Source organism: Psychroflexus halocasei, assembly GCF_900107595.1.
Taxonomy (GTDB): domain Bacteria; phylum Bacteroidota; class Bacteroidia; order Flavobacteriales; family Flavobacteriaceae; genus Psychroflexus; species Psychroflexus halocasei.
The window spans coordinates 13,510-27,564 of sequence record NZ_FNQF01000001.1 but is presented as its reverse complement, the minus strand read 5'-3'; the positions used below and the strand labels follow the sequence as shown (position 1 = coordinate 27,564).

The 14,055-nt window shown below is 34.6% G+C and carries 9 protein-coding genes; 6 read left to right on the top strand and 3 right to left on the bottom strand.

The annotated features are described in order from the left end of the window. Nucleotides 1-41: 41 nt before the first annotated feature. From BLV84_RS00100 to gldJ, 3 genes are all read right to left on the bottom strand, one after another. Nucleotides 42-1,385, bottom strand: a complete 1,344-nt coding sequence (locus tag BLV84_RS00100; RefSeq protein ID WP_093237665.1) for an MATE family efflux transporter — start codon at nt 1,383-1,385, stop codon at nt 42-44. Further along, on the bottom strand, nt 1,375-2,652 hold the full coding sequence (locus BLV84_RS00095) for a UDP-N-acetylmuramoyl-tripeptide--D-alanyl-D-alanine ligase (protein WP_093237662.1): 1,278 nt from the start codon (nt 2,650-2,652) through the stop codon (nt 1,375-1,377). The genes BLV84_RS00100 and BLV84_RS00095 overlap by 11 nt, the downstream gene beginning before the upstream one ends. A 65-nt stretch (nt 2,653-2,717) precedes the next feature. Beyond that, entirely contained in the window at nt 2,718-4,391 is a 1,674-nt protein-coding gene (gene gldJ, locus BLV84_RS00090; protein ID WP_093237659.1) for a gliding motility lipoprotein GldJ, read from the bottom strand. Between the two features lie 170 nt (nt 4,392-4,561). On the opposite strand from gldJ, the gene porU reads away from it, so the two are divergent. The 6 genes from porU (at nt 4,562) to BLV84_RS00060 (ending at nt 14,055) form a co-directional block, all read left to right on the top strand. After that, nucleotides 4,562-8,398: a type IX secretion system sortase PorU gene (gene porU, locus BLV84_RS00085; protein ID WP_093237657.1), complete on the top strand. Its 3,837-nt coding sequence runs from the start codon at nt 4,562-4,564 to the stop codon at nt 8,396-8,398. Between the two features lie 35 nt (nt 8,399-8,433). Beyond that, nucleotides 8,434-9,606: a type IX secretion system outer membrane channel protein PorV gene (gene porV / locus BLV84_RS00080; protein WP_093237654.1), complete on the top strand. Its 1,173-nt coding sequence runs from the start codon at nt 8,434-8,436 to the stop codon at nt 9,604-9,606. 90 nt (nt 9,607-9,696) lie between these two features. Continuing rightward, the gene (gene cdd / locus BLV84_RS00075; RefSeq protein WP_093237651.1) at nt 9,697-10,185 is read left to right on the top strand and encodes a cytidine deaminase; all 489 of its coding nucleotides are present in this window, start codon (nt 9,697-9,699) and stop codon (nt 10,183-10,185) included. A gap of 81 nt (nt 10,186-10,266) precedes the next feature. Further along, nucleotides 10,267-11,265 (top strand): pyruvate dehydrogenase (acetyl-transferring) E1 component subunit alpha, encoded by a 999-nt coding sequence (pdhA, locus tag BLV84_RS00070; protein ID WP_093237648.1) that lies wholly within the window; start codon nt 10,267-10,269, stop codon nt 11,263-11,265. 6 nt (nt 11,266-11,271) lie between these two features. Continuing rightward, on the top strand, nt 11,272-12,993 hold the full coding sequence (locus BLV84_RS00065; RefSeq protein ID WP_093237645.1) for a pyruvate dehydrogenase complex dihydrolipoamide acetyltransferase: 1,722 nt from the start codon (nt 11,272-11,274) through the stop codon (nt 12,991-12,993). 81 nt (nt 12,994-13,074) lie between these two features. Further along, a complete protein-coding gene (locus BLV84_RS00060) occupies nt 13,075-14,055 on the top strand; it encodes a M20/M25/M40 family metallo-hydrolase (protein WP_093237642.1) in 981 nt (326 codons plus the stop codon).

The window sequence follows — 14,055 nt, the reverse complement described above, 5'->3', positions numbered from 1 at the left end:
GATAAAGCTTTTCTTTGTCTTTCTCAGCTTAAAACCTTGATTTAAGCTTTATTTAAATATTTTAACCTAAATTGAATAACCAAAGCTCCGCCTCGTATGAGCATCCAAACTGTGAAGGCAATCCAAATACCATGCAACTTTAGATTGAAATAATCACAGATTAATAGTGTGGGAGCAAAGCCTAAAAAGGTTGCGATAAGCAAAACGTTTCTTAAGTATTTGGCCTCTCCCAATCCTTTGAATATGCCGTCAAACATAAATGCAATTGCATTGATTGGCTGCATGAGAAGTACAATCCAGAATACACTTGAAAACGCAGCTAAAACCTCAGTATCTTTATTAAAAAAATAACCGATTTGATCGTAAAACAAAAAGCAAATCAAGGATAAACTCACAGCTATAATAACAGCATATTTACTGATATCTTTGCTCAGTAACCATAGCTTTTGATAAGCTTTTGCGCCTAATAATCTTCCGCCTATTGCGTTTCCTGCATTTGCATAACCATCAATGAAAAAAGAGAAAAATAGCCATATATTCATCAAGATACTTTGCGCTGCTATAAAAGATTTTCCATAATCAGTTGCATAAGCATTGGCCATATAAATTGCGATATTCAAGGCTAAGGTTCTTAAAAATAGATTAAAGCTCATGATGAGCAATGGTTTCAGATTTGGATTGATTTTTCTCCTTAACTTAAATCCAAAATTTGTTTTGGTTAAATAATAATAAACTGCCATTAACAACATCGAAAATTGGGCAATGACACTGGCAACTGCTGCACCTTCAATATGATAACTAGGTACAATGCCTTCAATACCAAATACCAAAATATAGCTTAATATAATATTCACAGCTGCACCAACAAGACTACACTTCATAGCCCAAAGCGTATTTTGTAAACCTCTAAAAACGCCAAATATAGCAAAGGTAACAAGGGTGAACGGGTAGCCCAAGGCACGAATTCTATAATAAGATTTTGTGTATTGTAGGATTAAGCCTTCTGCATTGTAAGCAGAGAAAATTAATTCAGCAAAAAAGGCTGTTGTGATATAAATAATCAAACTCAAACCAAGATTAAAATAAAGCGTTTGCGGAACTAAAGTCCTTACTGCATGAAGCCTGTTGTTGCCCAAGTGTTGAGAAACAGTTGCCGAAATTGCAGTTTTGGTTTGAGCAATAACCCAAATTAATGCAGATAAAAAAGAGCCAACAATTCCTGCTGCTGCTAAAGCCTCTACAGAATTTTCGTTGACATTACCAATAATAGCAATATCTGTTAATGAAATCAGAGGCTCCGCGACACCAGCAATAATAGCAGGAATTGCTATTTTATTGATTTCTTGAAAACTGACTTTAGGTTGTTTTACTTTTTTAGAGTGCATCAACTAAATTTTCGAGTTGCATTCCTCTTGAGCCTTTTATTAAAATGATATTCTGGTCAAAATCAAATTGATTAAGATTTTTAATTAATTCGTTTACATTTTGATAAGCATTGATATTTTTAAGATCACTTGCTAATTGATAAAAAGTTTCGCCAACCAAAATGATGTTTTGAAAGTTTTGATCTAAAACAAGGTCTATGACTTTTTGATGCTCTTCATTTTTAGTTTTGCCGATTTCAAACATGTCTCCCAAAATAACAGAGTGATGCGCTGACTTTACTTTTTGTAATGCAGAGATAGCTGCTTCCATACTGGTAGGGTTTGCATTGTAAGCATCTAATAATATTTTAATATCATTTTTGATGATTATTTGAGATCGCATATTTTCTGGTTTGTAGCTTTCGACGGCTTTTTTGATTGCCTTAAATTCAACACCGAAATAAATACCAAAACCTATTGCAATAGAGATATTTTTAAAATTATAAGCACCTAATAGTTGGCTATTAATTTTTTTTCCGCAGAAGTCAATGTTAACATTTGGATTTGCTTCTACCAGTTTGACACGACAGTCAGAGAGTGTGTCCTCACCAATTGTGTAAACTTTAGCTTTTTGTGTTTTAGCAACCTGAATTGGGTCATCAGCATTGATAAATATCTTTTTATTAACGCTTATCAGATATTCGTAGAGTTCGCTTTTACCTTTGATAATGCCTTCAATACCACCAAAACCTTCAAGGTGAGCTTTACCAAAGTTTGTGATATAACCATAATTTGGCTCAGCGATTTCACAAAGCGCTTTGATTTCTCCTTGATGATTTGCGCCCATTTCAACAATGCCAATTTCATGTGTTGTGTTAAAAGAAAGTAATGTCAGCGGAACACCTATGTGATTATTAAGGTTGCCTTCAGTCGCTTTAACTTTAAATTTTTGAGATAAAACTTCATTAATCAAGTTCTTTGTAGTCGTTTTGCCATTGCTACCTGTTATCGCAATAATAACGAGATTTAAATAACGTCTGTGGAATTGTGCTAAATTCTGAAGACAATGAAGTACATCATCAACCAAAAAAGTTTTATCTGTCTTGTATTTTTCATCATCAATAACAACAAGTTTTGCACCTTGATCAATTGCATTTCGAGCATACTGATTGCCATCAAAATTGTCGCCTTTTAAAGCGAAAAAGATTTGATTCTTTTTGATTTTTCTAGAATCTGTGCTAATGCCTGATGATTTTAAAAATGCAGTGTGTAAATTTTCTAATGTCATATATCAATAAAAAAATGCCCTAATTCAAAATTAGGGCATTATAATTTTATAATTAATTTATTATTTTAATTTCTTGCTTTTCTTCCTTTAAAAGTTTTAGAACCCGTTTTAGACATAGCATTTCTAAAGCCGATAAAGTCGGTTGACATATCTTGCGGGAAGTATCTTCTTTGTGCAGGGTCTAACCAGTAAGCTCTATCTCTCCATGAGCCACCTTTATAAACTCTAACGCTATTATCAATTAAAGTAGTTCTTTCGTTAGATTTGTCGTACTCACGATTTAAGCTGTCTTGCGCAGCTGTAACTTGGTGTTGAGGTGAATTATACATTCTTTCATCATCACCTGTAGCACCTTGTCCAAAATATCGAGAAGATAATTTATCTCCATCTCTAAAATCTTTATTATCGCTTCGTGAAAAGTTTGTTCTTAAATAAGTTTCTTTTTCGTCGATAGCTTCTTTCTCAATTTCACCAGGTAAACCTCGAGCTACAATTCGACCGTCACTTAATGTATCATACTTCACATCATCAGCACCTAATACTTTGACAGTTCCATCTTCGTTAATAACATTTCTTGTATAAACGTTACCTCTGTAATAATTGAAATCATTAAAAGAAACATCGATTCTTGGTCTGTAAACATCAGCTACCCACTCTGAAACATTACCTGCCATGTCATAGAGTCCGTAATCGTTTGGTTCGTATGACTTTACTTCAGCAGTAATATCCGCGTTATCGTCGCTCCATCCTTGGATACCACCATAATCACCTACAGCTTGTTTAAAGTTTGCTTTTTGATCACCAATAGATTTTCTTTTCCCAGAACGTGTGTAATCTCCATCCCATGGATATTTTTTACGTCCTTTATAAGAATTGTATTCTCTAATAGATGACTGTGCTAAAGCTGCGTATTCCCACTCTGACTCAGTTGGAAGTCTATATTCTGGATAGAAAACTCCATCTTTCTTCTTTACAAAAATATTCTTTTCTTCTGGATTGTCAGGATCATTATTTCTGTTTTGACGATCTATTTTTCTTTGTGTTTCTCTTCCACCTTTTAGTTTCTCTTCATCTCCACCATAAACTTTACTTGGCGCGTTAAGGTAAGTTTCAGTTGTGAAATTTGAGGTTGCATCAGTATTCATGTATGCATCTTCAGCTGTGAAACCTTCATCAGAAGCAATTTTTTCGTTTACTCTGTCAGTTCTCCAACGGCTAAATTCAGTCGCCTGAATCCAGTTAACACCAACAACAGGATAGTTTTGGTATGCTGGATGTCTCAGGTAATCATTAACCATATTCTCTAAAAAACCAAGTGGGTTTCTCCAAACTAAAGTATCAGGGAGCGCACCTTTGTATATATTAGAATATTTTTGATCTGTTGGAGGAAACATTTGCTTGAGGTAATTAAGGTATTCCAAATACATAAGATTTGTGACCTCTGTTTCGTCCATGTAAAATGATTGTATGTGTTGCTGGACTGGCGTGTTGTTCCAATCATGCATTACGTCATCTTGTACTCTACCCATTGTATATGTACCGCCTTCTATAAATACTAGTCCAGGAGCTGGTTCTTTCTCATCATAGTCCGTATTAAATTCAGGACCTCCATTTCTTCCAGTCAAATCCCAACCAGTAGCTCTAGATGAATCTGAATAATCTCTTGAATTATTACAACTTGCAACTGCAAGTGCAGCTACCATTGTAATCCCAACCTTTCGGAGATTTTTTAATTTCATAATTAAGATATTTATCAATAAGTAATTTAGGTTCGCAATATAATAATTAACGCTGTATTAACAAGATTATTTTTTTATAATCAAAAAAAAATAGATTTATGTTGTTAAAACTTTCTTTAAAATTAGATTTGCAATTATAATATCATAAGAAAACTCACGTTTCATAAGCAATGTATACAAGTAGATTATTTTATTTTTTGGGTGTTTTTGTTTTGTTAACGATTCACACTTATGGTCAATCTCAAACAATTAAACTCAATTGGAAATCAACTGAGACATTTGCTGTTGATGGTTCTTTCTTTTATAAAGTACCTCACTTTAATCAATTGTATTATAATTATGATTCTGTTGAGAAAAGTATTTCATACGCACGCAGTTGGGAAGTCGATGGGAGTTCATATCAGGTTGAAAATATACAGTATGAGTATTTTGAGACGAGATCATTTGACGCGTTTCAGACAGAAAAAGATATCAATCTACAAACTTCGGTTTCTAAAGGGCGTTCTAAATCTTACTTTAATATAGAGTTTAATCCTATTATCAAAAATAACGGACGTTATCAACGCGTGACAAGTTTTGAACTAAGAGCAACAGGTTCAAGAGTAACAAACTCTCAAGGTTTTCAAACGCAATCAGTTCCCTCAGTTGATCATTCCATTTTTAAAAAATATCAACTTTATAAATTTTATGTTGAAGAAAATGGTGTTTATAAAATTACAGGTCGATTTTTAAAAAATCTTGGTATTGATATCAGTCAACTCGATTCAAGACGTATTAAATTATTTGGTCATGGAGGAGGAATGTTGCCTCTTGAGAATTCAGGAAACTTATATTTTGATCCGCCAGAGCATGCGATTCAAGTTTTTGATAGCGGAGATGGTGTTTTTAATGATAATGATTACCTTTTGTTTTACGGAACATCGACGCTTCAATGGAATGAGGAGAGTAAAACCAATATCAATCTTTATGCTGATCGCTCATATTATTATATAGCGATTGCAGAACCTAATGGTAAAAGAATTCTGCCAATGGCTCAGCCTTCTGCAGCTGCGGATGTTATCGTGACTGATTTTCAAGACTATCAATTTTATGAAAAAGATGAAGTCAGTCTTGCATTAGTAGGAAGACGGTGGTTTGGTGATAGATTTGATTTAGAAACACAGCGGGATTATTCCTTCACTTTTGAAAATTTGGTCAGTTCAAAACCTGCCGAAATCAATGTTTATGCAGGTGCTGTTTCTGAATTAAATAGCCAGATGTCAATCAAATATGACGGCCAGAATGTTTCTCAAATCAATTTCGGTTCTACATCCGCAACATCTCCAGCAACAGGTGGAAATTATAGCGGAAACATCAATTTGAGTTCTGATTCTTTTGATATTCAATTGACATATAACAAGAATGGTAATCCTGGTGCGATTGGCTATCTCGACTTCATCAGTATTGAAGCCACACGTGAATTAATGGCAGGAAGTGATCAATTTAAATTCAAAAATAGTGAAGCATCGCTTCCTAATGGTATTGCTGAATATCAAATTTCAAACGCTAATGAGGTCAACCAAGTTTGGGATATCACTGAGTTTGGTTCGCCACGTTCAGTCAGAAATACAAATCAAGAAAGTCTTTTTAGCTTTAAAACAAATATGTCTGGCGATAAAGAATTTGTCGCGATAACAGATAATTATTATGAACCGCAATATGAAAGATCTAAAAAAATTGCAGAGCGCGTTAACCTGAAAGGTGAGGTTTTTATGAATTCACAAAATCAATTTGAAGATGTTGATTTTATAATTATTACCAGAGAAGATTTTCTAGGTGCCGCAAATAAACTAGCAGATTTACGTCGTCAGAAAAACAATCTGACAACTAAGGTTGTGAAGCTTAAAGATATTTACGAAGAATTTAATTCAGGTAAACAAGATATTGGCGCGATACGTAATTTTATTCGCTACGTTTACTCCAACGCATCTTCGCCTTCTCAACGTTTGAAATATGTTGCTTTATTAGGAGATACTTCTGTAGATTTTAAAAACCGCTTACCTAATAATACCAATGTTGTTCCGACTTATCAAAGTTATGGGAGTTTTTCAAATACTAGAAGTTCTTTCATGTCTGATGATTTTTTTGCAATGATGGATCCTTCTGAAGGAAGAATGATTTCTTCAGATAAAATGGATTTGGCTGTCGGTCGAATTATAGCAAAAACACCGCAGCAAGCTTTTGAGATGATTAGAAAGATTGAAGAACATGAGTCACGTCCAGCTTATAAATCTTGGCGAAATGATTTTCTTTTGATTTCTGATGATGTTGATGAAGTTTATGAGTTTAACGATATTCAGGTTCAATTGGATGATTTAGGTGATGAAATCGCTGCAAACAGACCTACGATCAATGTCAAAAAAATTCATTCTGATGCTTATGAACAACAACCTTCAGCGGGTGGTGATCGTTATCCAGATGTGAATAAAGCGATTAACGAAGCTATTGAAGTTGGAGCTATCGTAGTTAATTATTTTGGTCACGGTGGAGAAGAGGGTTTAGCTCAAGAAAGAATAGTGACGCAAACTTCTGTTCAGAACTGGACTAATCCATCGAGATACAATATTTTTGTAACTATTACTTGTGATTTCACGAAATTTGATAACCCACTTCGAGAAACTGGTGGCGAAATGACATACTGGAATCCTACAGGTGGCGCAGTCGGAATGGTTGCCACAACACGATCAATTACGGTTTCTGCTGGTGTTGCTTTTAATAATGCCTTCGCACCTTTTCTTTTTGATTTTGCAAATACTAAAGAAACGATAGCTGAGTCCGTTATGAATGCCAAGAATGCTTTATCAGGAAGCGGAAAACGTATTGTGTTTTTTATCGGTGATCCAACGATGCGATTACCTTTACCGGAACCACAAGTTCAAATTAGCCATATTAATGATATTCCTATTCAGCAATATTCTGATACACTTCAAGCATTGGATAAAGCTCAAATCAAAGGAAAAATAGTTGGCGGTAACGGACAAGTCCTTCAGAATTACCAAGGTGAATTGACAGCTTCTGTTTTTGACAAACGCATAGAAAGACAAACTTTAGGTAACGGAAATGTGACGCAAAACGGAGAGTTATTGATCATGGATTTTACAACTTTAGGAGAGTTGTTGTTTAACGGAAAAGCATCTATCAATAATGGTGAATTCGAATTTTCATTTGTTTTACCTAAAGATACTAAAATACCTATTGGTGAAGGTCGATTTAGTTTTTATGCTTTAGACAATGATGAATTAGATGAGTTTAGTGGATTCTCTGAAGATATTAAAATTGGAGGTTTAAACCAGAATGCACCTGATGATAATCAAGGTCCTTTGGTTAATGCTTATATGAACGATGAATCTTTTGTTAATGGAGGCATTACAAATTCTGATCCTTATATTTTGGCTTTATTAGAAGATGATAACGGAATTAACACCGCTGGCGGTATAGGTCATGATATCGTTGCGATTATTGATGGCGATGAAGAAAATCCGATTATTTTAAACGATTATTATGAGGCTGATGTAGATACATATCAATCGGGTAAAGTTTATTATCAATTAAAAGACTTGGAGCCAGGATTACATCATTTGACTTTAAAAGCTTGGGATGTTTACAATAATTCTGCAATTGCAGAGTTAGACTTTGTGGTAAGTGGTAATGATGAATTACGACTGACAAACGTTCTTAACTATCCTAACCCTTTTGTAGATTACACTGAGTTTTGGTTCAACCATAACCGACCATTCGAACCTTTAAATGTTCAAGTCCAGGTTTTTACAGTCACTGGAAAAATTGTTTGGAGTCATCAACAAACCATTACAACAGACGGATTTTTATCAAGAGATATTGTTTGGGATGGCTTAGACGATTTTGGTCAGAAAATAGGAAAAGGCGTTTATGTTTACAAATTGACAGTCGAATCTACAGTCACAAATCAAAGACAAGAAAAATACGAGAAATTAGTCATACTTCAATAAATTTATAACATTATATTTGCAATTCAAGTTACATTATGAAACATACATTTTTATTCACTTTACTTATAGCACTTGGTGCTCAACAAATAGCAAAAGCGCAAGATAATAGGCGTGTTGTCGTTACTGGTGTTCCTTTTTTAATGATTTCAGCAGATGCGCGTGCATCTGGTCTTGGTGATCAAGGAATAGCTACTAAAGCTGATGCTTTTTCACAACAATGGAATCCAGCAAAATATGTTTTTTCAGAAGCACAACAAGGTGTGGCTTTATCATACACACCTTATTTAAGAGAAATCGCTGATGATATTAACTTGGCGCAACTGACTTATTTTAATCGTTTTAATGAAAGAAGTTCTGTTTCTGCAAGTTTACGTTATTTTGGTCTTGGAGGTGTTGAGTTAAGGGAGACTGCTGCTCAAGTGCCAAGAGAGGTTGAACCTAACGAGTTTGCACTTGATGTTAGCTACGCTCTGCGTTTAAGCGACATGTTCTCAATGGCAGTAACAGGGCGTTACATTCGTTCTGATCTTAAAATACCTTCTGATATCAGTGATGCATCTGCAGCGAATACTTTCGCAGCCGACATTTCAATGTTTTATCAAGGAGAAGAACAAGTTTATAAAGAATTTAATGGCCGTTGGAGAGCGGGAGCTAGCATCAGTAATATAGGCCCTAAAATTAAATATGATGATGCAGGTTCTGAGAACTTTTTACCTACTAATTTTAAAGCTGGTGTAGGGTTCGACTTTATCTTAGATGCTGCCAATACAATAGGTATTTTTGCAGAGTTTAATAAGCTTTTAGTTCCTACTCCTCCAAAACTAGAAACAGACGAAAATGGTAATTTAACACAAGAAAGTCAAGACGCTTTAATTGATTACAATAACACAAATGAGTTTTCAGGTATCTTTTCGTCTTGGGGAGATGCGCCTGACGGCTTTTCTGAAGAGTTAAAAGAATTTACATGGGCATTAGGTGCTGAGTATTGGTATGAAAACAGCTTTGCTTTAAGAGTTGGTTACTTCAATGAAGCTGAGGATAAAGGATATAGAAAATACCTAACCATTGGTGCTGGATTTAAATACTCTTCAATAACAATTGATGCATCCTATTTATTCTCAACCTCTCCAGTTCAGAATCCTTTAGAAGGGACCTTAAGATTTGGATTAACTTTCAATATTAATTCAGGAGCTTATTATGAGTATTAATGATTTATAACATAATAAATATAGATTTTAAAAAAGTATCAATTTACATTGGTGCTTTTTTTATCTATTTTAGTGATTCAAAATATAATTATGATAAAAAAACAACTGACCTCTGAAATTGAAATTTACGATGATATTTCAGAATTAGATAAAGATACTCAAGAATTGATGAAAAAATCTCTTGAGGCAAGAAAGAAAGCCTATGCTCCATATTCTAATTTTTTAGTAGGCGCAGCACTTTTGCTTGACAATGGTGAAGTTGTTAAAGGAAGTAATCAAGAGAACGCTTCTTACCCATCTGGTTTGTGTGCTGAACGAACTGCGATCTATTGGGCAGGCGCTAATTATCCTGACAGTAAAATTTTAAAAATAGCCATATCGGCATCTTCGGTTAAGAAGAAAAACGATCAGCCAATTCCACCTTGTGGTGCTTGTCGTCAAGCAATTGCTGAGTATGAGCAAAAACAAAATCACGCTATCGAAATATACTTTATGGGCTTAGAAGGTAAGGTTGTGAAGCTTAATTCTTTAGCAGATATTTTACCTTTAGCTTTTGAGAGTAAGTATCTAGAACTTTAATTGATGTTAAGTCTTTTTAAATCTACTTTAAAATACTACTTTTGTATTTCATTACTTTAGAATTTTAGAAACAAACGCCTAATGAAAAAGATCACAAAAAATACGTATCTCAAGTGGTACGAAGACATGCTTTTTTGGAGAAAATTTGAAGACAAATTAGCTCAAGTTTATATCCAACAGAAAGTAAGAGGTTTTTTACACCTTTATAATGGTCAAGAAGCAATTTTAGCAGGAGCACTTCATGTGATGGATCTTGAGAAAGATAAAATGATTACAGCTTATCGTAATCACGTTCAACCCATCGGAATGGGAGTTGATCCCAAAAAAGTGATGGCTGAACTTTATGGTAAGAAAACAGGAACCTCACAAGGTTTAGGTGGTTCAATGCACATTTTCTCTAAAGAACATAGGTTTTTTGGAGGTCATGGTATTGTTGGTGGTCAAATTCCTTTAGGTGCAGGAATCGCATTTGCGGATAAATATTTTGATAGAAATGCTGTAACACTTTGTTTCTTAGGTGATGGTGCATCAAGACAAGGTTCTTTGCATGAAACTTTTAACATGGCAATGAACTGGAAATTACCAGTTGTGTTTTGTGTTGAAAACAATGGTTATGCGATGGGAACTTCTGTTTCTCGAACGGCTAACCATGAAGATATTTGGAAACTTGGTTTAGGTTACGAAATGCCTTGTGGCCCTGTTGATGCTATGCGACCAGAGAAAGTTGCTGAAGCTTTAGATGAAGCGATCGATAGAGCAAGATCAGGTAATGGACCAACGTTTTTAGATCTTAAAACTTACAGATATAGAGGACACTCAATGAGTGATGCTCAAAAGTATAGAACAAAAGAAGAAGTTCAAGAATATCAAAAAATTGATCCGATTATTCAGGTGAAAGATATTATTCTTGAAAAGAAATACGCAACTGAAGACGATATTAAAGAAATCGATCAACGCGTAAAAGATAAAGTTAAGGAATGTGAAGAGTTTGCAGAAAATTCTGACTTTCCAGACAAAGACGTCATGTATGATGTTGTTTACGAACAAGAAGATTACCCATTCATTCCTCATAAATTATAATTACTTATGGCAGAAATTGTAAAAATGCCACGCTTAAGCGACACCATGGAAGAAGGTGTTGTTGCGAAATGGCTAAAAGAAAAAGGCGATAAAGTAGAAGAAGGTGATATTTTAGCTGAAATTGAAACTGATAAAGCAACAATGGAGTTTGAATCTTTCCATTCAGGAACCTTGTTACATATTGGTATTGAAGAAGGCGATGGCGCTCCTGTCGATAGTTTACTTGCTATTATTGGTGAAGAAGGTGAAGATGTTGAGGATTTAATTAAAAAAGCAAACGCTGAATCTTCAGGTGATGATGCTTCTAAAGATGAGGATTCTGAAGAAAGCGATTCAGGTCAAGATAGTCAATCTGATGACGATCAAAAGTCTGATGATGACAATTTACCTAAAGGTGTTGAGGTTGTTACCATGCCACGTTTAAGTGATACCATGGAAGAAGGAACAGTTGCAACTTGGTTGAAATCCGTAGGTGATGAAGTGGAAGAAGGCGATATTTTGGCTGAAATCGAAACAGATAAAGCAACAATGGAATTTGAATCCTTTTTTGCTGGACAATTATTACATATTGGCATTGATGAAGGTGAATCAGCTCCGGTTGATGATGTCCTCGCAATTATTGGTCCTGAAGGAACTGATGTTGACAAAGTCTTGAGCCAAATTGGTAATGGTGCAAAATCTCCTAAAAAGTCTTCAGACAAGAAATCTGATGATAAATCAGAAAGTCAAGATAATGATGAAAGTCAAACACATCGTCAAGAAAAAACAGGAAATAAAACGAGTAACTCTACTGACAGTAAAGGACGCATATTAGCTTCTCCTTTGGCAAAGAAAATTGCTGAAGATAAAGGAATCGATTTATCACAAGTTGAAGGTTCAGGTGATAATGGCCGCATTGTTAAAAAAGATGTTGAGAATTATCAACCTAATAAGCAACCTAATAAGCAACCTAAGCAAGCACCAAAACAAGCTGAACCTGAACAGCAAGAAAAAGAAGCGTCACAAAAAGCTGCGTCTCAAGTTGAGGTTTATCAGCCTGCAGGAGAGGAATCATTTGAGGAAGTCAAGAATTCTCAAATGCGTAAAACAATTGCAAAACGCTTAGCTGAATCTAAATTTAATGCACCACATTACTACCTTACAATTGAGGTTGATATGGAAAATGCGATGGCATCACGTAAACAAATCAACGCAATGCCTGAGACTAAGGTGTCATTTAACGATTTGGTGATCAAAGCTTCAGCGATGGCATTACGTAAACACCCACGTGTTAATTCAACATGGCAAAATGATGTCACACGTATAGCTAAGCATATTCATATTGGAGTTGCAGTTGCAGTTGATGAAGGTTTAGTTGTGCCAGTTCTAGAGTTTGCAGATCAGCAACCGCTTACCTTAATTAACAATAATGTGAAATCATTAGCAACTAAAGCTCGCAATAAAAAATTACAGCCTAAAGAGATGGAAGGTTCGACATTTACTGTTTCTAACTTAGGAATGTTCGGTATTGTTGAGTTTACTAGTATCATAAATCAACCGAATTCATCAATTTTATCTGTAGGTGCAATTGTTGAAAAACCAGTTGTTCGTGATGGTGAAATCAAAGTTGGTCATACAATGAAATTGACTTTGGCTTGTGATCACAGAACAGTTGATGGAGCTACAGGCTCAGAGTTTTTACAAACATTGAAAACTTATCTTGAAAATCCAGTGACAATGTTAGCTTAAGATATTTTACAGATCAAGATTTGAATTATATTAGACTGTCTTTAAATTCGTTTTTAAAGACAGTTTTTTTATATTCACGTTATGAAAAAAATAACATTATTATCCGTTTTCCTTTTCGGGATTTTAGCTTGTACTTCACAAAAACAAGAACATACCTCTCAAGAAAAAGAATCAACTCAACTTACGCAATCTCCACTTGAAAGTAAAAATTTAAAAGGTCTTGAAGAATCTTTAAAATTTCTAACATCAGATGAACTTATGGGGCGTGATGTCGGTTCAGAAGGTCTTGAAAAAGCCGCTCATTACATTCAAGGAGTTTTAAAAAAAAATGGAATTAAGCCTTATCTGAATAAATCTTACCTTAATTATTTCACAGTCGGAGAGCATAAAACCAGCAATGTTGTTGGCTATCTTCCAGGAGAAAATCCAGATTTACCTCCCTTGATTATTGGCGCACATTACGATCATATCGGTATTGTTAAAGCTGTAGATGGTGACGAGATTGCTAATGGAGCAAATGATAATGCTTCAGGAACAGCAACGGTTTTGGAACTGGCAAAATACTTTTCAGGCCAAAAACTTCAGCGTAACGTTATTTTCGCACTTTTTACTGCTGAAGAAAAAGGTTTATTGGGATCTAAGCATTTGAGTGAGTCTTTAAAAAAACAAGACATCAAGCCTTACGCTGTTTTTAATATCGAAATGGTCGGTGTTCCAATGAAAGGTAAAGATTATTTGGCTTACATTACTGGTTATAACAATTCTAATTTTACTGAAATGTTTAATAATATGACAGAGAAGGAAACTTTAGGGTTTTTACCAGAAGCTCAAGATATGAACTTATTTAAGAGAAGTGACAACTATCCTTTTTATGAAACTTTCAAAATTCCAGCGCATACGATTTGCACATTTGATTTTACAAATTTTGATTATTACCATCATGTGAATGATGAATATAAAGAAATTAATATCCATCATATTCAGAATCTTATCAAACAAATTCAACCTGGACTTTTAGGAATTGCTCAATCCTCAAAAAATAATATTCAATTAAATAATTAA

Coding starts and splice junctions, on each gene's coding strand:
- BLV84_RS00100 (WP_093237665.1), bottom strand. CDS start 1,385: ATGCACTCTAAAAAAGTAAAACAACCTAAAGTCAGTTTTCAAGAAATC.
- BLV84_RS00095 (WP_093237662.1), bottom strand. CDS start 2,652: ATGACATTAGAAAATTTACACACTGCATTTTTAAAATCATCAGGCATT.
- gldJ (WP_093237659.1), bottom strand. CDS start 4,391: ATGAAATTAAAAAATCTCCGAAAGGTTGGGATTACAATGGTAGCTGCA.
- porU (WP_093237657.1), top strand. CDS start 4,562: ATGTATACAAGTAGATTATTTTATTTTTTGGGTGTTTTTGTTTTGTTA.
- porV (WP_093237654.1), top strand. CDS start 8,434: ATGAAACATACATTTTTATTCACTTTACTTATAGCACTTGGTGCTCAA.
- cdd (WP_093237651.1), top strand. CDS start 9,697: ATGATAAAAAAACAACTGACCTCTGAAATTGAAATTTACGATGATATT.
- pdhA (WP_093237648.1), top strand. CDS start 10,267: ATGAAAAAGATCACAAAAAATACGTATCTCAAGTGGTACGAAGACATG.
- BLV84_RS00065 (WP_093237645.1), top strand. CDS start 11,272: ATGGCAGAAATTGTAAAAATGCCACGCTTAAGCGACACCATGGAAGAA.
- BLV84_RS00060 (WP_093237642.1), top strand. CDS start 13,075: ATGAAAAAAATAACATTATTATCCGTTTTCCTTTTCGGGATTTTAGCT.